A 19,286-nucleotide genomic window follows, 5' to 3' on the forward strand; every position below is an offset into this window, starting at 1 on the left:
TGCAGTACGTTCGGGGCATGTCCCAGCCCGCCAAGTCCTCCCGTACGTCGACCGCGCCAGACGCTCCGGAAAGTGCCGCCGGCAGTCGCGCCGCCGCCCAACGGCTCAAGATGCGCCGAGAACTGGCTGCCGCGGCCATGGAGCTGTTCGCGACGAAGGGGTACGAGGCGACCACCGTCGACGAGATCGCAGCCAGGGCCGGGGTCGCCCGCCGGACCTTCTTCCGGCACTTCCGCTCCAAGGAAGAGGCGATCTTCCCGGACCACGACGACACCCTGGTCCGTGCGGAGGCGGTGCTGAACGCGGCGGCCCCGCACGAGCACCCGCTCGACACGGTGTGCCGCGGCATCAAGGAAGTCATGCGGATGTACGCGGCCCAGCCGGAGATCTCCGTGGCCCGCTACAAGCTCACCCGCGAGGTCCCAACGCTGCGCGAGGCGGAGATTGCCTCGGTGGCCCGTTACGAGCGCCTATTCACCCGCTATCTGCTGGGCCACTTCGACGAGCACGCCCACGACGACGACGCCAACGACGATCCGCTGCTCGCCGAGGTCGCCGCGTCGGCCGTGGTCACGGCCCACAACCACGTACTGCGCCGCTGGCTGCGGGCCGACGGCCAGGGCGATGTGGAGGCCCAGCTGGACCACGCCTTCGCGATCGTCCGCAAGACCTTCGGTACGGGGATCGGGGCCGGGCGCATCGCTGGTGCCCGCAGCGCCGCGCCGGCGACTGTGGCCACCGGCGGGGACGTGCTCGTCACGGTGGCGCGTACGGATGCGCCGCTGGACGAGGTCATGCGCACCATCGAAGAGGCTTTGCGGGCGCGCTAGCCCGCCGCCGCCTCCGGCCCCTTCCGCGACCCGCGGAGGGGGCCTTTCTCGTTGTGGGCCGGGGGTCCCCCGTCGTGGCCCGACATTCCGCAGGGCGGCACGGGTGGGCACAACCCACGACGGCGGTGCCTCCTCAGACGTGGGCGCCCGAGGGTGGCACGGGGTGCCCTGCGTCGCAAGGGTGCCGCTGTGCCCACCCGTGGCGCCCCAGCGGCACGATTGCCCACAGCGGCGGGGACGTCCGCCAGAGCGGCGATGACGACCCCGGCAAAGCGAGAGGTAGCGGGCCCGCAGCGGCCCGCCTGATCGATCATCGCTCATCTGTTACGCGCAGATGACAAGTGAGAGAAATTGTTGGCACGCAGTGTCTTGCGGCTTGGCACGCCGTGCCATACGTTGAAGTTGTCCGGGCGGCCGGCGTGCAGAGCACCTCCGTACGTCGGCTGTCCCCGCAAGCCACCCGGCGAGCGCGCCCGGACGCCTGCGTCACAGGCAACCTCTCGCGCCAACAAAGCGCTGCCGAAGCACCACCTCCGCCGAACCGACGGCACCTCACCTCACAGCTCCACCCAACCCCGACGTTCCCTCAGCGTTTCTCCCTAACGCGCTTCGCCGGAGGCAACACCGTGATGAAGGAAATCCTGGACGCGATCCAATCGCAGTCAGCATCGAACAGCGGCTCCGCCGCGGTCACGGCCGCCGACTTCGCGGCCCTGCCCATCCCCGAGTCGTACCGCGCGGTCACCGTGCACAAGGACGAGACGGAGATGTTCGCCGGGCTCTCCACGCGCGACAAGGACCCGCGCAAGTCGCTGCACGTCGACGAGGTCCCCGTGCCCGAGCTCGGCCCGGGCGAGGCCCTGGTCGCCGTCATGGCGAGCTCGGTCAACTACAACTCGGTCTGGACCTCGATCTTCGAACCGCTGTCGACGTTCGGCTTCCTCGAGCGCTATGGCAGGCTCAGCGAGCTCACGAAGCGGCACGACCTGCCGTACCACATCATCGGCTCCGACCTCGCGGGCGTCGTCCTGCGCACCGGCCCGGGCGTCAACGCCTGGCGGCCCGGCGACGAGGTCGTCGCGCACTGCCTCTCCGTCGAACTGGAGTCCTCGGACGGCCACAACGACACGATGCTCGACCCGGAGCAGCGCATCTGGGGCTTCGAGACCAACTTCGGCGGACTGGCAGAGATCGCCCTCGTCAAGTCCAACCAGCTCATGCCCAAGCCCGCCCACCTCAGCTGGGAGGAGGCGGCGGCTCCCGGGCTCGTCAACTCCACCGCGTACCGCCAGCTCGTCTCGCGCAACGGCGCGGGCATGAAGCAGGGCGACAACGTCCTCATCTGGGGCGCCAGCGGCGGTCTCGGCTCCTACGCCACCCAGTTCGCGCTGGCCGGCGGCGCCAACCCGATCTGCGTGGTCTCCAGCCCTCAGAAGGCGGAGATCTGCCGCGCCATGGGCGCCGAGGCGATCATCGACCGCAACGCCGAGGACTACAAGTTCTGGAAGGACGAGCACACCCAGGACCCCAAGGAGTGGAAGCGCTTCGGCAAGCGCATCCGCGAGCTGACCGGCGGCGAGGACGTCGACATCGTCTTCGAGCACCCCGGCCGCGAGACCTTCGGCGCCTCGGTCTACGTCACGCGCAAGGGCGGCACGATCGTCACCTGCGCCTCGACGTCCGGCTACAACCACGAGTACGACAACCGCTACCTGTGGATGTCCCTGAAGCGGATCATCGGCTCGCACTTCGCGAACTACCGTGAGGCCTGGGAGGCCAACCGCCTCATCGCCAAGGGCAAGATCCACCCCACCCTGTCGAAGGTCTACTCGCTGGAGGAGACCGGCCAGGCGGCGTACGACGTGCACCGCAACCTCCACCAGGGCAAGGTCGGCGTGCTGTGCCTGGCCCCCGAGGAGGGCCTGGGCGTGCGCGACCCGGAGATGCGCGCCAAGCACATCGACGCCATCAACCGCTTCCGGAACATCTGAGGCCGGAGGTCCATACATGACTGAGCGTCAACCCGCCAATTCGCGGAAGGAGAGGGACCGGCCGTGGCTCATGCGGACCTACGCCGGTCACTCCACGGCCGAGGCGTCGAACGAGCTGTACCGGCGCAACCTCGCCAAGGGCCAGACCGGTCTGTCGGTCGCGTTCGACCTGCCGACGCAGACCGGCTACGACCCCGACCACATCCTCGCCCGCGGCGAGGTGGGCCGGGTCGGGGTCCCGGTCTCGCACGTCGGTGACATGCGGCGGCTGTTCCAGGACATCCCGCTGGAGCAGATGAACACCTCGATGACCATCAACGCCACCGCCATGTGGCTGCTGGCGCTCTACCAGGTCGTCGCGGAGGAGCAGGGCGCGGACATCACCAGGCTCCAGGGGACGACGCAGAACGACATCGTCAAGGAGTACCTGTCGCGCGGGACGCACGTCTTCCCGCCGGGGCCGAGCCTGCGTCTGACCACCGACATGATCGCGTACACGGTCAGCCACATGCCCAAGTGGAACCCGATCAACATCTGCAGCTACCACCTGCAGGAGGCCGGGGCCACGCCGGTGCAGGAGATCGCGTACGCGATGTCGACCGCCATCGCGGTCCTCGACGCGGTGCGCGACTCCGGTCAGGTGCCGCAGGAGCGGATGGGCGATGTCGTCGCGCGCATCTCCTTCTTCGTGAACGCGGGCGTCCGCTTCATCGAGGAGATGTGCAAGATGCGGGCCTTCACCCGCATCTGGGACCAGGTGACGAAGGAGCGCTACGGGATCGAGGACCCCAAGCAGCGCCGCTTCCGCTACGGCGTCCAGGTCAACTCCCTGGGCCTGACCGAGGCGCAGCCGGAGAACAACGTCCAGCGCATCGTGCTGGAGATGCTGGCCGTGACGCTGTCCAAGGACGCACGCGCGCGTGCCGTGCAGCTTCCGGCCTGGAACGAGGCGCTGGGCCTGCCCCGGCCCTGGGACCAGCAGTGGTCGCTGCGCATCCAGCAGGTCCTGGCGCACGAGAGCGATCTGCTCGAGTACGAGGACATCTTCGACGGGTCGCACGTCATCGAGGCCAAGGTGAGCGCCCTGGTCGAGGAGTCGCTCGCCGAGATGGAGCGGATCCAGGAGATGGGCGGCGCCATGGCGGCCGTCGAGTCGGGGTACCTCAAGTCGCAGCTGGTCGCGTCGCACGCCGAGCGGCGGGCGCGGATCGAGGCGGGCCAGGAGAAGATCGTCGGCGTCAACTGCTTCGAGTCGACCGAGCCGAACCCGTTGACCGCCGATCTGGACACGGCGATCATGACGGTCGACCCGGCGGTCGAGGCACGCGTGGTGGTGGCCCTGCAGAACTGGCGCGACACCCGCTACCAGCCGCCCTTCAACCACCCACGCCCGTGCAAGGCGCTGGAGAAGCTGAAGGAGGCCGCTGCCACGGACGCAAACCTGATGGAGGCCACCCTCGAGTGCGCCCGCGCGGGTGTTACGACTGGCGAGTGGGCCGGCGCGCTGCGCGAGGTGTTCGGCGAGTACCGGGCGCCCACCGGTGTCTCGTCCGCCCCTGTCGCGGTCGCCGCCGAGGAGGGCACTCCGCTCGCCGAGGTGCGCCGGAAGGTGGCGCGCACCGCCGAGGACCTCGGCACCGGCAAGCTGCGGCTGCTGGTCGGCAAGCCCGGCCTGGACGGCCACTCGAACGGCGCGGAGCAGATCGCCGTCCGCGCCCGCGACGCCGGGTTCGAGGTGGTCTACCAGGGCATACGGCTGACGCCAGAGCAGATCGTGTCCGCCGCGCTCGCTGAGGACGTGCACTGCGTGGGCCTGTCGATCCTTTCCGGCTCACATACGCAGCTCGTCCCGGACGTCCTCGACCGGCTCCGCGAGGCCGGCGCCTCCGACATCCCCGTGATCGTCGGGGGCATCATCCCCAACAGCGACGCCGAGGATCTGAAGCGTGCGGGTGTGGCCGCCGTCTTCACCCCGAAGGACTTCGGCATCACGGAGATCATCGGTCGTATCGTCGACGAGATCCGTACAGCGAACAAGCTCGACACCCTGGAGGTCCCCGCATGACCACGCCCGCGACGCCGGTGAACCGGCTGCGCCCCCGCCGCTCGTGTCTCGCGGTGCCGGGAAGCAACCCCCGCTTCCTGGAGAAGGCCCAGGGCCTGCCGGCCGACCAGGTCTTCCTGGACCTGGAGGACGCCTGCGCGCCGCTCGCCAAGCCCGAGGCCCGGCACACCATCGTGAAGTTCCTGAACGAGGGCGACTGGACCGGCAAGACGCGGGTCGTGCGCGTCAACGACTGGACGACGCACTGGACGTACCGCGATGTCGTCACGGTCGTCGAGGGCGCGGGCCAGAACCTCGACTGCATCATGCTGCCGAAGGTGCAGGACGCCCAGCAGATCGTCGCCCTCGACCTCCTCCTGACCCAGATCGAGAAGACGATGGGCTTCGAGGTCGGCAAGATCGGCATCGAGGCGCAGATCGAGAACGCCCAGGGCCTGAACAACGTCAACGAGATCGCCACGGCGTCCCCGCGCATCGAGACGATCATCTTCGGCCCGGCCGACTTCATGGCGTCCATCAACATGAAGTCGCTGGTCGTGGGTGAGCAGCCGCCCGGCTACCCGGCGGACGCGTACCACTACATCCTGATGAAGATCCTGATGGCCGCCCGCGCCAACAACCTCCAGGCGATCGACGGCCCCTACCTGCAGATCAAGAACGTGGACGGCTTCCGCGAGGTCGCCGGCCGCGCTGCCGCGCTCGGCTTCGACGGCAAGTGGGTGCTGCACCCGGGCCAGGTCGACGCGGCCAACGAGGTCTTCTCGCCCTCGCAGGAGGACTACGACCACGCGGAGCTGATCCTTGACGCGTACGAGTGGTGCACGTCCGAGGCGGGCGGCAAGAAGGGCTCGGCGATGCTCGGCGACGAGATGATCGACGAGGCGAGCCGCAAGATGGCGCTGGTCATCGCGGGCAAGGGTCGCGCGGCGGGCATGCAGCGCACCTCCAAGTTCGAGGCCCCGGAGGCGTAGGGATCATGCAGTTCGGACGCACCTACGAGGAGTTCGAGGTCGGCGCGGTCTACAAGCACTGGCCGGGGAAGACGGTCACCGAGTACGACGACCACCTCTTCTGTCTCCTGACGATGAACCACCACCCGCTCCACATGGACACCAACTATGCGGAGAAGACGACGGACTTCGGGAAGAACGTCGTCGTCGGCAACTACATCTACTCGCTGCTGCTGGGCATGTCCGTGCCGGACGTGTCGGGCAAGGCGATCGCGAACCTGGAGATCGAGTCGCTGAAGCATGTGGCGCCGACCTTCCACGGCGACACGATCTACGGCGAGACGACGGTCCTCGACAAGACCCCGTCGAAGTCCAAGTCGGACCGCGGCATCGTCTACGTCGAGACCAAGGGCTACAAGCAGGACGGCACGCTCGTCTGCGTGTTCCGCCGCAAGGTGATGGTCCCCACCGAGACGTACATCAAGGAGCGCGGCGGCGAGCAGCCCGGCCGCCCCGAGCTCAAGTCACAGGAGAAGTAACCATGGCGCGACTCGCCCAGACCGCCGGTCTGACCGACATCCAGCAGGAGATCCTCTCCACCGTCCGCGACTTCGTGGACAAGGAGATCCTTCCGGTCGCCACCGAGCTGGAGCACCGCGACGAGTACCCGCAGGCGATCGTCGACGGCCTCAAGGAACTGGGCCTCTTCGGCCTGATGATCCCCGAGGAGTACGGGGGCCTGGGCGAGTCGCTGCTCACCTACGCGCTGTGCGTGGAGGAGATAGCGCGCGGCTGGATGTCCGTCTCCGGCATCATCAACACCCACTTCATCGTCGCGTACATGCTCAAGCAGCACGGCACGCAGGAGCAGAAGGAGTACTTCCTCCCGCGCATGGCGGCAGGCGAGGTGCGCGGCGCGTTCTCCATGTCGGAGCCGGGCCTCGGCTCGGACGTCTCGGCGATCACGTCCAAGGCGACGCGGGACGGCGACGACTTCGTCCTCAACGGCCAGAAGATGTGGCTCACGAACGGTGGAACGTCGACCCTGGTGGCGGTCCTCTGCAAGAGTGACGAAGGCCACCCCGAGGGCACGGCCCCGCACAAGTCGATGACGACCTTCCTGGTCGAGAAGGAGCCCGGTTTCGGAGAGGTCCGCCCCGGCCTCACCATCCCGGGCAAGATCGACAAGATGGGCTACAAGGGCGTCGACACCACCGAGCTCATCATGGACGGACTGCGTATTCCGGCCAATCGTGTGCTCGGCGGCACCACCGGCCGGGGTTTTTACCAAATGATGGACGGAGTCGAGGTCGGCCGCGTGAACGTCGCAGCACGTGGCTGCGGCGTCGCACAGCGTGCATTCGAGCTGGGTGTCGCTTACGCCCAGCAACGGCACACGTTCGGAAAGCCGATCGCCCAGCACCAGGCCATCCAGTTCAAGCTGGCCGAGATGGCTACCAAGGTCGAGGCGGCCCATGCCATGATGGTCAACGCAGCTCGCAAAAAGGACTCCGGGGAACGAAACGACCTTGAAGCAGGGATGGCGAAGTACCTCGCCTCCGAGTACTGCAAAGAGGTCGTGGAGGACGCCTTCCGGATCCACGGCGGCTACGGCTTCTCGAAGGAGTACGAGATCGAGCGCCTCTACCGCGAGGCGCCGATGCTGCTGATCGGCGAAGGTACTGCTGAGATTCAGAAAATGATCATCGGGCGTAGGCTGCTCGAAGAGTATCGGTTCCAGGGTTAGATGTCCGAGTTCGGGGTGTTTTCTTCGAGAAGAAGATCACACCCCGTCAGCGCACTTCGGCCGTCGACTCGGCTTCGTGGCTTGCCCAGTTGCGGGCCGCAACCGATACGATCCCGGAAAGCCGCCGTCCCCCGTCAACAGCGCGGCATCATCCGCTACGAAGGTCATCCATGCCCCACAGCCAAACCTCTGCACCTCGCGGCCGGGTCCGCCTAGCGCGCGGAGCATCGCCGTGGCTTCTGCCGACCGTCGCCACCGCAGCCCTGAGCCTGGCCCGGTCCCGCCGCTCCAAGTCCGCGGCCGCCGTCGCCGTGCCCGCCACCGCTCTCGCGGCGGGCATGCTGTGGTTCTTCCGCGACCCGGAGCGTGAGATCGCTCCGGGCCGTGTCATCTCCCCGGCCGACGGCGTGGTGCAGAGCATCATGCCGTGGAAGGACGGACGCACCCGCGTCGCGATCTTCATGAGCCCGCTGAACGTCCACGTCAACCGCGCACCCCTCGCGGGCACGGTGACGTCGGTCGAGCACATCCCCGGCGGGTTCGTGCCGGCGTTCAACAAGGAGAGCGAGAACAACGAGCGCGTTGTCTGGCACTTCGACACCGAGCTCGGCGACATCGAGATGGTGCAGATCGCCGGTGCGGTCGCCCGCCGCATCGTCCCCTACATCCCGCAGGGCACCAAGGTCGAGCAGGGCGACCGGATCGGTCTGATCCGCTTCGGCTCGCGCGTCGACATCTACCTCCCCGAGGGCGTCGAGGTCGCAGTCGAGGTCGGTCAGAAGACCGTGGCTGGGGTGACTCGAATTGACCGTGATTGATCCGGATACGAAGGCCGGCTGGGTGCCGGAGGCCGACGAGGTGGACGACGACGCGGAAGAGATGCCGCTGTCGCTTCGTCTGTCGATAGCGGACACCCTCACGCTCGGCAACGCCACGTGCGGCTTCATGGCGGTGTACTTCACCACCACCGGCATCCTGATCCCGCACCTCACGGGCAGCCAGGAGTCTGGCATGGCCCGGCACAGCGCGGCCACGGCCGTGATCCTGATGCTGTGCGCGGCGGTCTTCGACCTGTTCGACGGACTGGTGGCCCGCAAGCTCCGCTCGTCGCCGATGGGTGCGGAGCTGGACAACCTGTCCGACCTGATCAGCTTCGGCCTGGCGCCCGCGTACTTCGTCCTCGTCTACGGCATGGTCGCGGACGACGCGCACCAGCGGGTGGCGGCGGTCGGCGCGATCGTCGTGCTCCTGGCCGTCGTCCTCCGCCTCGCGAGATTCTCCTGCGTGACGGTGAAGGACGGCACGTTCCAGGGGATGCCCTCGCCGTTCGGTGCGTTGACGGTGGTCTCGATCGTGCTGCTCGAGCTGCCGTTCTTCGCCACGCTGCTGGCGATTCTCGGCACCGCGTGGCTCATGGTGAGCCGGGTCGAGTACCCGAAGCCGCGGGGGCGGCTCGCCGTGGCGATGCTCTCCTGGATCGTGCTCAGCATGGGACTGCTGACGGCCTGGGCGTTCGACGCGCCCGGGGGCCAGCTGCTCCTGCAGACCGGGTGCTCGCTGCAGCTGGTTCTTGGAGCGGTGATCCCCCTCTTCGCTACGGCTCGGAGGGTGAACAACTTCCGGGACAACCGGCGCGAGGCGCGGGCAGCGCAGCTGCCTTAGCGCCAGGCGGTACGGAAACGGGTGTGGCCCGAGCTTTCTGGCTCGGGCCACACCCGTTTTTGTGCGCTCAGGCGGTACGCGAGGGAACCCGCCGTCGTGGGTTGTGCCCACCCTCCCCCAAGCTCTCGGCTTCGCTCGAGCAGGGGGCACCCCCATCGCCCTGCGGAACGATTGCCCACAACGGTGACGGCGTGCCCACCCACGACAGCGACCCCCGCCGGCCCGCAGGCGCCATGTGGTCCCGGCGCGGCCCCGACCCACGTACCGGCAGGTGGCGCACCAGCCGACCACAGGCCCGCAGACGCCACCCGGCCGGAGGTGCCGCGCGCCGAGGGGCGCCCACAGGCGCGTCAGACCAGGAAGTCCCGCCCGATCCGCTCCGCCACGGTCTCCAGGATCGGCCCCGCCTCCGCGATGCAGCGCGCGACGTCCGGTTCGACGTCCGTCAGCGCGTACGCCCGGCGGATCCCCGCCTTCCCCAGCGCCTCCGGCCGGAGCGCGAGGCGGCCGCAGACCGCCACGACCTCCTTGCCCGCCGCGCGGGCCGCAGCGGCGACACCCGCAGGGGCCTTGCCGTGCAGCGTCTGCTCGTCGAGCGACCCCTCACCCGTGATGACGAGAGCGGCCCGTTCCAGGGCGGGCGCGAAGCCGAGGACGTCCAGCATGACCTCGATACCGGGCCGGAAACTCGCGCCCAGCCCGACGAGAGCGCCGTATCCGATGCCCCCCGCGGCCCCCGCACCCGGCGACTGCGCGTACTCCGCAGCCCGCGGCCCGACCGTCTTCTCCAGGACCTTCGCATAGTGGCCAAGCGCGGCGTCGAGCGTCGCGACGTCCTCCGGGCTCGCCCCCTTCTGCGGCCCGTACACGGCGGGAGCCCCCGTGGGCCCGGTCAACGGATTGTCGACGTCGCTGGCGAGCACCACATCGACATCGGCGAGACGCGCATCGAGGCCCGACAGGTCCGCGGAGGCCAGGCCCCGCAGGCCCCCGCCTCCCGGTGCGACGGGCTCCCCGTCCGCGTCCAGGAACCGCGCCCCGAGCGCGGCCAGCATCCCGGCGCCGCCGTCGGTGGTGGCGCTGCCGCCGACGCCGAACACGATGGTGCGGGCGCCCGCGTCGAGCGCAGTGCGGATCAGCTCACCGGAGCCGTACGTCGTCGCGGTCAGCGGCGCGAAGACGCCGTCGGGCAGCCGCTGGAGCCCGCTGGCCTCGGCCATCTCGACCACGGCGGTTCCGTCGCGCAGCGCGTACGCCGCGCTGACCTCGTCGCCGAGCGGCCCGGTGACCCGTACCTCGCGGCGCTCGAAACCGGCCGCGACGGCGGCCGCGACCGTGCCGTCGCCGCCGTCGGCCACCGGCAGCGCCTCGACCTCGACCCGTGGAGCGACGCGGCGCAGCCCGGCCGCGACACGCTCGGCGACCTGCACGGCCGTGAGTGATCCCTTGAACTTGTCTGCGGCTATCAGCACGCGTCCGACGTGACCGGACCCCCCCGACGGCCCTGACGGCCCCGTCGGCTGTGCCTTGCCCGCTGCCGTCCATGCAGCGTCCGCCACCGTTCATCCCCTTGCCTCCGGGCCCTGCTCACGCAAGGCAGTCGCGCCGCTGCGACCTTAGCCGGAGGTGGGGCCCGCTGCCCATGGGCCGTCTCACCTGCTGGTGCGGCCCGGAACGGCATTGGCCGAGCGAAAGCACCCGGGAGTGGGTAAACCGGAGACATGACCACTGTGGACGTGCACGTGGGCACGGATGTGGGCACGCGGCTCGACGACCGGATTCTCGGCGGCTGGCTCGGCCGGATCGCGGGCAACATGCTCGGCAAGCCAGTGGAGCAGGGCGACCACTGGACGCGCGAGCGCATCGACAGCTATCTCAGGCGGGCGGCCGCTCTGCCGCTCATGGACTATCTTCCGGGACCCGTGTCCGAGTCCGACGAGTTCGCGCTGCGCCCGGAGTGGCGCTCGTGCGTACGGGGCCGTATCCACGGCAGCTGCCGGGACGACGACGTGGACTACGCGATCCTCGGCCTGCACCTGCTGGAGACCCACGGCTTCGGCTTCACCACCGAGCAGGTGGGCGAACTGTGGCTGCTGCGGCTGCCGTATCTCCAGACGTTCACCGCGGAGCGCGCCGCGTACCGCAACCTCGCGAACGGCCTCAAGCCACCGCTGACCGCGACGTACGACAATCCCTACCAGGAGTGGATCGGCGCGCTCATCCGCGCCGACGTCTTCGGCTGGACCTGCCCCGGCGCCCCGCGCCGTGCGGCGTCGCTCGCCCGCCGCGACGCGGTGCTGTCGCACACCGGCAACGGCGTGTACGGCGCAATGTGGGCGGCGGCGCTGGTGTCCGCCGCGTTCACGGCGCCGAACGCCCGCACCGCGTTGGACACCGCGCTCACGGTCATCCCGGCGAGCAGCCGTCTCGCCCGGACGGTGCGGCGTGTCATCTCGCTGCACGACTCCCGCCTCGGCTGGGAGGACACACTCGATGCCGTCCAGGAGGAGACGGCGGGCCTCAACTGGATCCACACGATCCCGAACGCCGCCGTCATCACCGCCGGACTCCTCTACGGCGGTGGTGATTTCACGCGCACCATCACCCTGACCGTGCTCGGCGGCCTCGACACCGACTCCAACGGCGCGACCGCAGGCTCCGTGGCGGGCGTCCTGTGCGGCGCCGCCGCGATCCCGTCCCAGTGGAAGGACCCGCTGGAGGACACCGTGCGCAGCGCCGTGTTCGGCTTCGACGGGGCGCGCATCAGCGAACTGGCGGAGCGGACAGCACTGTTGGCACGGGCGCAGAACATCTGAAGCACGCCGTTTGGAACCGAGGCGGGACGCGGGCGCTTGGTTACCCTTCCTTGGTGACCACTCCTGACTACGCCACCTACATCGCCGGCCTCCCCCGTGTCCTCGCCGGCGCCGCCGCCCTCTTCCGTGACGCCGAGGGACGCGTGCTGGCCGTCGAGCCCAACTACCGTGAGGGCTGGGCGCTGCCCGGCGGGACCATCGAATCGGACGCCGGTGAGAGCCCGCGCCAGGGCGCCAGGCGCGAAACGCTGGAGGAGATCGGCCTCGACGTCGAGCTCGGGCGGCTGCTGGCGGTGGACTGGGTGCTGGGCACGGGGCGCCCGCCGATCGTGGCCTATCTGTACGACGGCGGGGTGCTCACCGAGGAACAGCTCAAGTCGATCCGGCTGCAGGAGGAGGAACTCCTGTCGTGGCGACTGCTGCCACGCGCCGAGCTCCAGCAGTACCTGCACGGCACGCTGGGCCTCCGGGTCCTCGCCGCGCTCGACGTGCTGGCGGAGGGTGCGGGCACGGCGGAGCTGGAGAACGGCCGACCGGCGGTGTGACGACGGCGGCCCGGGAACGGGCCCGTGGGGAGCGGCCTACGATATCGGTTCGCCGCCGCAGGCCCCGCGGCCTAGGCTCGGCGGCATGGACAAGCCTCTCGTCCCTCTCGTCGCCATCCTCAGCGGCGCCGGTATCTCCACCGACTCCGGCATCCCGGACTACCGCGGGCCGAACGGGCTGTGGCGGCGCGATCCGGAGGCCGAGAAGCTCGTCACGTACGAGTACTACATGACGGATCCGGAGGTCCGCCGCCGTTCATGGCAGATGCGGCGTAAGAACCGGACCCTGCTGGCCCAGCCGAACGCCGCGCACCGGGCGGTGGTCGACCTGGAGCGTTCCGGGGTGCCGGTGCGGGTCATCACGCAGAACGTCGACGGGCTGCACCAGCTCGCCGGGCTGCCGGACCGCAAGGTGCTCGAACTGCACGGGACTGCGCGGTCGGTGATGTGTACCGGTTGCGGCGCCCGCTCCTCGATGGAGGACGCGCTCGCGCGGGTCGCCGCGGGTGAGGAGGACCCGTCGTGCCTGGACTGCGGCGGGATCCTGAAGTCCGCGACGGTCATGTTCGGCGAGCGGCTCGATCCGGAGGTGCTTGGCCAGGCGGTCGCCATCACCAAGGCCTGCCAGGTGTTCATCGCGGTGGGGACGAGTCTGCAGGTGCAGCCTGCCGCGGGGCTCGCCGGCCTCGCCGCCGACCACGGCGCGCGGCTGATCATCGTCAACGCCGAGCCGACGCCGTACGACGACCAGGCGCACGAGGTCGTACGGGAGCCGATCGGGACGGCGCTGCCGGAGCTGCTGGGGCGCCTCGCCCACTGACCGCGGATGAGCCTCCGGCCCACGATCAGAACAGCCCGGCCCCCATCTCGAAGTCCAGCAGCTGCTGCTTGCGCTCCAGGCCGCCGCCGTAGCCCGTGAGGCTTCCGTTCGCGCCCACCACGCGGTGGCAGGGCACGATGATGCCGACGGGGTTGCGGCCGTTGGCGAGGCCGACCGCGCGGGAGGCCTTGGGGTTGCCGAGTGCTTCGGCGAGCTCGCCGTAGCTACGGGTCTCGCCGTACGGGATCTCCCGGAGCTGCTCCCATACGGTGCGCTGGAAGGGCGTTCCGTGGAGGTCGAGGGGGAGCGTGAACTCTTTGAGCTCGCCTGCGAAGTAGGCCTTCAGCTGGGTGGCGATCTCCGCGAAGGCGAATGCGGTGTCGTCGCGGTCGCCGAAGCTCTCCTCGGCCGGGCGGTGGCGCTGGCTGGTCATGTAGAGGCCGGACAGGACGCCGTCGGTGAGGACGAGGGTGAGGAGGCCGTAGGGGCTGTCCATGACGGTGTGCTGACGGTGGTGGCGGGGCGACATGTCTTCGTACGTCCTTGTGTGTAACTGCCCTATACGGGAAGGAAGTTGATCGGGTGGTCGTCGGTGGCCCACAGGTACTGGACCGCGTAGGCGCGCCATGGGCGCCAGGCCGCGGCGCGGGCGGTGAGCGCGGCCGGAGTGGACGGCAGGCCCAGTTCCTGGGCGGCGCGCCGCATTCCGAGGTCGGTGGCGAGGAAGGCGTCCGGGTCGCCGAGGGCGCGCATGGCGATGGCCTCGACGGTCCAGGGTCCGAACCCGGGCAGCGCGGCAAGCCGTACGCGGGCCTCGTCCCAGTCGCTCTCGGCACCCAACCGGAGGGTCCTTTCGGCGAGTTGGCGGACGAGTGTGGTGAGGGTGGTGCGGCGGCTCTGCGGCAGGGCGAGCGACTCGGGGTCCAGTCCGGCCAGCGCCTCGGGTGACGGGAAGAGGTGGGTGAGGCCGCCCTCCGGGTCGTCGACGGGCTCGCCGTGGGCGACGACCAGCCTGGCGGCATGGGTGCGTGCGGCGGCCGTGGAGACCTGCTGGCCGAGCACCGCGCGGACCGCGAACTCGGCCTCGTCGACGGTGCGCGGCACGCGGCGGCCCGGCGCCTTGTCGACGAGCGGTGTGAGCAGCGGGTCCCTGCGGAGCAGATCGTCGATGGCGACGGGGTCCGCGTCGAGGTCGAGCATGCGGCGGCAGCGGCTGATGGCGACGGGCAGATCGCGCAGGTCGGTGAGGGTGAGGCGGCAGCCGATGTGGTCGGGGGCGGGCGTGAGCGCGGCGATTCCGTGCCCGTAGGGGAGGCGGAGCGTGCGCCGGTACGCGCCGTCTCGCCACTCCTCCACGCCGGGTACGGCGGTCGCGGCAAGATGCCCGAAGAGGTTGTCGGGGTTGAGCGGCACGCGGAACGGCAGCCGCAGGGTGAGCGTGCCCGGGGTGCCCTTCGTACCGGGGCTGCCCTTCGCCCTCAGGGCGCGGGTGCGCAGCTCGCTCGGGGCGAGCGCGTAGACCTCTCGTACGGTGTCGTTGAAGGTGCGGATCGAGGCGAAACCGGCGGCGAAGGCGATCTCCGCCATGGGCAACGCGGTCGTCTCGATGAGCAGGCGGGCGGTCTGGGCCCGCTGAGCCCGGGCGAGCGCGAGCGGCCCGGCGCCCAGCTCCGCGAGCAACTGGCGCTCGATCTGCCGGGTGCTGTAGCCGAGGCGGGCGGCGAGTCCGGGGACGCCTTCGCGGTCGACGACGCCGTCGCCGATGAGCCGCATGGCGCGGGCCACGAGGTCGGCGCGCTGATTCCACTCGGGGGAGCCGGGGCTGGTGTCGGGGCGGCAGCGTTTGCAGGCGCGGAAGCCGGCCTGCTGGCAGGCGGCCGCGGACGGGTAGAACGTCATGTTCTGCGGCTTGGGCGGCACGACCGGGCAGCTGGGGCGGCAGTAGATCCCCGTGGTCAGTACGGCGGTGAAGAACCACCCGTCGAAGCGGGCGTCCTTGGCCTGCACGGCGCGCAGACAGCGCTCGGTGTCGGTGTGCATGGCTCAAGGATGGTGCACGCCGACGGGCCGAGGCTGGCGAGAATCCGACATCAACCTTGCGCTGCCAGGAAGCGCGCCAGGCCTGTTGTGCGGGCGTCAGTGTTTCGCCGGTTTCGCCGGTTCCGCCAGCGCCGCCTCGAACGCGTCGTACGCCGCCTGGTCGAAGAGGACGAAACGCACCTCCTCGACGGGCGGCGTGGCGGCTTCGCGCACCGTGCGTACGGCGATGCGCGCGCCGTCGGCGATCGGCCAGCCGTAGATTCCTGTGGAGATCGCCGGGAAGGCGACGGTTCTTGCGCCCAGCTCGGCGGCGATGCGCAGCGACTGTCGGTAGCAGGAGGCCAGCAGCGAGGAGCGGTCCTCGCCCGGGGACCAGACGGGCCCCACGGTGTGGATCACGTGAGCGGCGTTCAACTTCCCCGCCGTGGTGGCGACCGCCCGGCCGGTGGGCAGCCCTCCGCCGTATACGGAGGCCCGCAGCTTGCGGCACTCCTCGAGGATCGCGGGCCCGCCCCGCCGGTGGATCGCTCCGTCGACACCCCCGCCGCCGAGCAATGAGGAATTCGCGGCGTTGACGATGGCATCGGCCGTCTGCTCGGTGATGTCGCCCTGAACCAGGGTGATCGCGGTCATAACACCCATCGTACGGAGCGGGGCGGGGGCTGGGCAGGCCTTATGACCCGTATGGCCTGCCGATTTCTGAAGTGGGCGAGCCGCGGCGGGCCCGCGCGCATCCGTCCGGATGGAGCGACGGCCCGGCGGCCCGCCGGGCCCGGGCGTCGAGAGCCGGGCGTCACCGATCCCGGGCGTCGAGGGCCGAGTGCCCCCTGACCCCGGGGCGTCGAGGGCCGGGCGCCGGCCGTCACCCGCTCTGCCGCAGCCGCCGCCACACCGCCTTCGCCGCGTTGTGGCCGGACATCCCGTGGACCCCTGGCCCCGGCGGTGTCGCCGACGAGCAGATGAAGATCGCTGGGTGCGGGGTGTTGTACGGAAAGAGGGACAGTCTGGGGCGGAGCAGAAGCTGCAGGCCGGAGGCGGCGCCGCAGGCGATGTCGCCGCCGACGTAGTTCGGGTTGCGGGCGGCCAGCTCGGGCGGGCCCGCCGTGGCGCGCGCCAGGACACGGTCGCGGAAGCCGGGCGCGAACCGCTCCAGCTGCCGCTCGACGGCGTCGGTCAGGTCGCCGTCCCAGCCGTTCGGCACATGGCCGTACGCCCAGAAGACGTGCTTGCCGGCGGGTGCGCGCGACGGGTCGGCGACGCTCGGCTGCACGGTGATCAGGAACGGCGGGTCGGGCGCGCGGCCCTCCCGCGAGGCCGCGCGCAGGGCCGCGTCGATCTCCTGACGGCTCGCCCCGACCTGCACGGTCCCGGCGCGGCGCGGCTCCTCGGCGGTCCATGGCACCGGCCCGTCCAGCGCATAGTCGATCTTGAACACGCTCGCGCCGTACCGGTACCGGTCGTAGGCCCGCCCGAGCCCCGCGATCCGGGCGAGCGCCGCGGGCGAAGTGTCGAAGACGTATGCGCGGGCGGGCGGCAGGTCGTCCAGCCGCTTGACCTCGTAGTCCGTGTACACCAGGCCGCCGAGGTCCTTCAGATACGCGGTGAGCGCGTCGGAGATCGACTGGGAGCCGCCGCGCGCGACCGGCCAGCCGCGCGCGTGCGCGGCCAGCGCGAAGACGAGGCCGACGGCGCCGGTGGCGAGGCCGTCGAGCGGCGCGATGACATGGGCGACGAGCCCGGAGAAAAGCGCTTTCGCCCGGTCGTCGCGGAACCGGCGCATGAGCCACGTCGACGGAGGCAGGCCCACCAGGCCGAAGCGGGCGAGGGTGACGGGGTCGCGCGGGAGCGCGGTCAGCGGCAGCGACATGAAGTCGCGAGCGAGGGTGTCCCATCTGCTGGTGAAGGGGGCGACCAGCCTGCGGTACGCCCCGGCGTCGCGCGGCCCGAACGACGCGGCCGTCTCGGCGACGGAGCGCGAGAGCACCGCGGCCGTGCCGTCCAGGAACGGGTGTGCCATGGGCAGCGGGGCGTGCAGCCACTCCAGGCCGTACCGATCGAGGGGCATCGCCTGGAACGCGGGCGAGTTGATCCCCAGCGGGTGAGCGGCGGAACAGGGGTCGTGCCGGAAACCGGGCAGCGTCAGCTCCTCGGTCCGCGCTCCCCCGCCCACCGTGTCCCGCGCCTCGAAGACCGCGACGGAGAAGCCGCGGCGGGCCAGCTCGACGGCAGCGGTCAGTCCATTCGGTCCCGCACCCACGACGACGGCATCGAGCATCGACGGCACCTTCGGACTCCCTTGTCAGCCGACGGCCACTGCAACCACAGGATATGCCGCGGCTCTGACAGCCCGGCGGGGCGTCGGTACCCTTGGCCGGATGGTGGCGCACCGCTTCCGCGTCCGGTCCGATGACGACGAGACCACGTACTGGTTCGAGACCGCGCCGGACCGCTGGCCGGCGCGGCAGGTCTCCTTCGCGGGCGCTGACCGTCTTCCCGTCACCGCCGCATCGCTGACCGAACTCGCCCAGACCCGCGAGGAGTTCGGGCTGCTGGGCGTGCAGCTCTACGAGGCCGTGTACGGCGTATTGGCCGAGGGGCCCGTGGAGGAGCCGCCGGATGCGGAGCCGGTGACCGAGGAGGAGTTCGCACACGCCTGGCGGCAGGCTCGCTGGTATCGCCACTGCGAGGCGCCACCGTACGACAGCGGACCGCTACCCGCGGGCACCCGCATGATCGGCGAAATCGCCCCGACCCCCTGGCCGCCCGGCGTCACGGGCCTCTTCGTCGGCCTCGGGCTGCCGTTCGACGGTTTCATCGACCTACCGTGGCTGCCGCGCGCTGCCGCCGACTGGCCGCCTGTCGGCACGGAGGTCGAGCTGGAGGTGACCACCCTGCGGTTCGACTTCGACGAAGCTGCAGCGAGCCTTCAGATCAGGCTCCGTCCGAAAGCAGCCCCGCCACCCGGCGAGCCGTGGCCGCGTCCCGTGCGGCCGTGAACGGCAGCGCATTGCCCCCGGTGATACGGAACGGCTCGCCCGCACGCGTCAGATGCGCACCGCCCGCCTCCTCGACGAGCAGCAATCCGGCAGCGTGATCCCAGGCGGCCTCCCAGGAGAAGGCCACGGCGTCCAGCTCACCGCGGGCGACGGCCAGATACTCCAGCCCGGCCGAGCCGCACGGCCGCGGGTCCACGCCGTCCACGCGCAGCCCGAGCAGGGCCCGCTTCTGCTCGGGCGTGGTGTAGTCCGGGTGGGACGTGGCCACCTGCAGCACCTGACCCGCGGCAGGCGAACCGGCCTGCAGCGGCACGCCGTTCAGCACGGCGCCCCGCCCGCGCACGGCCACGGCCAGCTCGTCGAGCGCCGGCGCGTACGTCCACGAGGCCTGCACCTCGCCGCCCAGCGCCAGCGCGACGAGCGTGCAGAACCCGGGGTCCCCGTGCACGAACTGCCGCGTCCCGTCGACGGGGTCGACGATCCACACCGGCGCATCGCCGCGTATGGCCTCGTACGTCGCCGGGTCCGCGTGCACCGCCTCCTCGCCGACGACCACGGAGCCTGGCAGCAGCTCGGTGAGCGCTGTCGTCAGGTACTCCTCGGCCTGCCGGTCGGCCGTCGTCACCAGGTCGTGCGGACCGGTCTTCTCGACGATCTCGTGCGCGGCGAGCTGCCGGAAGCGGGGCACGATCTCGACGGCGGCGGCCTTGCGGACCACCTCCTCGACGTCGGTCAGTCCGTGTACGAGAAAGTCATCAATCATGCGTCCATGAGAGCACGCGTCACTGACACCGCCCGCCGGGACGGTGTACTCGGGGTGGAAT

At 70.5% G+C, this 19,286-nt stretch carries 18 protein-coding genes; 12 read left to right on the forward strand and 6 right to left on the reverse strand.

The window, feature by feature from the left end; all coding sequences use genetic code 11:
* The first annotated feature begins 17 nt into the window (after nt 1–17).
* The 8 genes from ABT009_RS13110 to pssA all read left to right on the forward strand — a co-directional run bounded on the left by ABT009_RS13110 (nt 18) and on the right by pssA (nt 9,245).
* The gene (locus ABT009_RS13110) at nt 18–830 is read left to right on the forward strand and encodes a TetR family transcriptional regulator (protein ID WP_351292711.1); all 813 of its coding nucleotides are present in this window, start codon (nt 18–20) and stop codon (nt 828–830) included.
* Between the two features lie 629 nt (nt 831–1,459).
* Nucleotides 1,460–2,821 (forward strand): crotonyl-CoA carboxylase/reductase, encoded by a 1,362-nt coding sequence (gene ccrA / locus ABT009_RS13115; RefSeq protein WP_351292978.1) that lies wholly within the window; start codon nt 1,460–1,462, stop codon nt 2,819–2,821.
* 16 nt (nt 2,822–2,837) lie between these two features.
* A complete protein-coding gene (locus ABT009_RS13120) occupies nt 2,838–4,886 on the forward strand; it encodes an ethylmalonyl-CoA mutase (protein WP_351292713.1) in 2,049 nt (682 codons plus the stop codon).
* A complete protein-coding gene (locus ABT009_RS13125; RefSeq protein WP_181657588.1) occupies nt 4,883–5,857 on the forward strand; it encodes an HpcH/HpaI aldolase/citrate lyase family protein in 975 nt (324 codons plus the stop codon). The genes ABT009_RS13120 and ABT009_RS13125 overlap by 4 nt, the downstream gene beginning before the upstream one ends.
* Nucleotides 5,858–5,862: 5 nt before the next feature.
* Nucleotides 5,863–6,375, forward strand: a complete 513-nt coding sequence (locus tag ABT009_RS13130; RefSeq protein ID WP_181863853.1) for a MaoC family dehydratase — start codon at nt 5,863–5,865, stop codon at nt 6,373–6,375.
* Between the two features lie 2 nt (nt 6,376–6,377).
* On the forward strand, nt 6,378–7,583 hold the full coding sequence (locus ABT009_RS13135; RefSeq protein ID WP_181657590.1) for an acyl-CoA dehydrogenase family protein: 1,206 nt from the start codon (nt 6,378–6,380) through the stop codon (nt 7,581–7,583).
* A gap of 170 nt (nt 7,584–7,753) precedes the next feature.
* Nucleotides 7,754–8,401 carry a phosphatidylserine decarboxylase gene (locus ABT009_RS13140; RefSeq protein ID WP_351292716.1) on the forward strand — a complete coding sequence of 216 codons (648 nt, stop codon included), beginning with the start codon at nt 7,754–7,756 and terminating at the stop codon, nt 8,399–8,401.
* 22 nt (nt 8,402–8,423) lie between these two features.
* Entirely contained in the window at nt 8,424–9,245 is an 822-nt protein-coding gene (pssA, locus tag ABT009_RS13145) for a CDP-diacylglycerol--serine O-phosphatidyltransferase (RefSeq protein ID WP_351292980.1), read from the forward strand.
* Between the two features lie 350 nt (nt 9,246–9,595).
* Here the strand turns inward: pssA and ABT009_RS13150 are convergent, their stop codons facing one another.
* Nucleotides 9,596–10,717: a glycerate kinase gene (locus ABT009_RS13150; RefSeq protein WP_351292718.1), complete on the reverse strand. Its 1,122-nt coding sequence runs from the start codon at nt 10,715–10,717 to the stop codon at nt 9,596–9,598.
* A 249-nt stretch (nt 10,718–10,966) separates the two neighbouring features.
* Between ABT009_RS13150 and ABT009_RS13155 the strand changes: the two genes are divergently transcribed.
* The 3 genes from ABT009_RS13155 to ABT009_RS13165 all read left to right on the forward strand — a co-directional run bounded on the left by ABT009_RS13155 (nt 10,967) and on the right by ABT009_RS13165 (nt 13,426).
* On the forward strand, nt 10,967–12,061 hold the full coding sequence (locus tag ABT009_RS13155; protein WP_351292720.1) for an ADP-ribosylglycohydrolase family protein: 1,095 nt from the start codon (nt 10,967–10,969) through the stop codon (nt 12,059–12,061).
* A 50-nt stretch (nt 12,062–12,111) separates the two neighbouring features.
* Nucleotides 12,112–12,606: an NUDIX domain-containing protein gene (locus ABT009_RS13160; protein ID WP_351292722.1), complete on the forward strand. Its 495-nt coding sequence runs from the start codon at nt 12,112–12,114 to the stop codon at nt 12,604–12,606.
* A gap of 85 nt (nt 12,607–12,691) precedes the next feature.
* Nucleotides 12,692–13,426, forward strand: coding sequence for an SIR2 family NAD-dependent protein deacylase (locus ABT009_RS13165; protein WP_351292724.1), 735 nt, complete (start codon nt 12,692–12,694; stop codon nt 13,424–13,426).
* 25 nt (nt 13,427–13,451) lie between these two features.
* Here ABT009_RS13165 and ABT009_RS13170 read toward each other — a convergent pair whose 3' ends face one another.
* The 4 genes from ABT009_RS13170 to ABT009_RS13185 all read right to left on the reverse strand — a co-directional run bounded on the left by ABT009_RS13170 (nt 13,452) and on the right by ABT009_RS13185 (nt 17,741).
* The gene (locus ABT009_RS13170; protein WP_351292726.1) at nt 13,452–13,955 is read right to left on the reverse strand and encodes a methylated-DNA--[protein]-cysteine S-methyltransferase; all 504 of its coding nucleotides are present in this window, start codon (nt 13,953–13,955) and stop codon (nt 13,452–13,454) included.
* Nucleotides 13,956–13,984: 29 nt separating this feature from the next.
* A complete protein-coding gene (locus ABT009_RS13175) occupies nt 13,985–15,466 on the reverse strand; it encodes an AlkA N-terminal domain-containing protein (protein WP_351292728.1) in 1,482 nt (493 codons plus the stop codon).
* Nucleotides 15,467–15,562: 96 nt separating this feature from the next.
* Complete coding sequence (locus ABT009_RS13180; protein ID WP_351292730.1) at nt 15,563–16,099, reverse strand: O-acetyl-ADP-ribose deacetylase; 537 nt, start codon at nt 16,097–16,099, stop codon at nt 15,563–15,565.
* Nucleotides 16,100–16,328: 229 nt separating this feature from the next.
* On the reverse strand, nt 16,329–17,741 hold the full coding sequence (locus tag ABT009_RS13185; RefSeq protein ID WP_351292732.1) for a phytoene desaturase family protein: 1,413 nt from the start codon (nt 17,739–17,741) through the stop codon (nt 16,329–16,331).
* Nucleotides 17,742–17,841: 100 nt separating this feature from the next.
* On the opposite strand from ABT009_RS13185, the gene ABT009_RS13190 reads away from it, so the two are divergent.
* The gene (locus tag ABT009_RS13190) at nt 17,842–18,462 is read left to right on the forward strand and encodes a hypothetical protein (RefSeq protein WP_351292734.1); all 621 of its coding nucleotides are present in this window, start codon (nt 17,842–17,844) and stop codon (nt 18,460–18,462) included.
* Here ABT009_RS13190 and ABT009_RS13195 read toward each other — a convergent pair.
* Nucleotides 18,398–19,225 (reverse strand): inositol monophosphatase family protein, encoded by an 828-nt coding sequence (locus tag ABT009_RS13195; RefSeq protein WP_351292736.1) that lies wholly within the window; start codon nt 19,223–19,225, stop codon nt 18,398–18,400. The two genes, ABT009_RS13190 and ABT009_RS13195, sit on opposite strands and share 65 nt — an antisense overlap.
* Between the last annotated feature and the right edge of the window lie 61 nt (nt 19,226–19,286).

Source organism: Streptomyces sp. NPDC002896, assembly GCF_040295225.1.
GTDB lineage: Bacteria > Actinomycetota > Actinomycetes > Streptomycetales > Streptomycetaceae > Streptomyces.

Bases quoted from the DNA above. Each gene is read 5' to 3' on its own strand.
- ABT009_RS13110 (WP_351292711.1), top strand. From the start codon at position 18: ATGTCCCAGCCCGCCAAGTCCTCCCGTACGTCGACCGCGCCAGACGCT.
- ccrA (WP_351292978.1), top strand. From the start codon at position 1,460: ATGAAGGAAATCCTGGACGCGATCCAATCGCAGTCAGCATCGAACAGC.
- ABT009_RS13120 (WP_351292713.1), top strand. From the start codon at position 2,838: ATGACTGAGCGTCAACCCGCCAATTCGCGGAAGGAGAGGGACCGGCCG.
- ABT009_RS13125 (WP_181657588.1), top strand. From the start codon at position 4,883: ATGACCACGCCCGCGACGCCGGTGAACCGGCTGCGCCCCCGCCGCTCG.
- ABT009_RS13130 (WP_181863853.1), top strand. From the start codon at position 5,863: ATGCAGTTCGGACGCACCTACGAGGAGTTCGAGGTCGGCGCGGTCTAC.
- ABT009_RS13135 (WP_181657590.1), top strand. From the start codon at position 6,378: ATGGCGCGACTCGCCCAGACCGCCGGTCTGACCGACATCCAGCAGGAG.
- ABT009_RS13140 (WP_351292716.1), top strand. From the start codon at position 7,754: ATGCCCCACAGCCAAACCTCTGCACCTCGCGGCCGGGTCCGCCTAGCG.
- ABT009_RS13155 (WP_351292720.1), top strand. From the start codon at position 10,967: ATGACCACTGTGGACGTGCACGTGGGCACGGATGTGGGCACGCGGCTC.
- ABT009_RS13165 (WP_351292724.1), top strand. From the start codon at position 12,692: ATGGACAAGCCTCTCGTCCCTCTCGTCGCCATCCTCAGCGGCGCCGGT.
- ABT009_RS13170 (WP_351292726.1), bottom strand. From the start codon at position 13,955: ATGTCGCCCCGCCACCACCGTCAGCACACCGTCATGGACAGCCCCTAC.
- ABT009_RS13175 (WP_351292728.1), bottom strand. From the start codon at position 15,466: ATGCACACCGACACCGAGCGCTGTCTGCGCGCCGTGCAGGCCAAGGAC.
- ABT009_RS13180 (WP_351292730.1), bottom strand. From the start codon at position 16,099: ATGACCGCGATCACCCTGGTTCAGGGCGACATCACCGAGCAGACGGCC.
- ABT009_RS13185 (WP_351292732.1), bottom strand. From the start codon at position 17,741: ATGCTCGATGCCGTCGTCGTGGGTGCGGGACCGAATGGACTGACCGCT.
- ABT009_RS13190 (WP_351292734.1), top strand. From the start codon at position 17,842: ATGGTGGCGCACCGCTTCCGCGTCCGGTCCGATGACGACGAGACCACG.
- ABT009_RS13195 (WP_351292736.1), bottom strand. From the start codon at position 19,225: ATGATTGATGACTTTCTCGTACACGGACTGACCGACGTCGAGGAGGTG.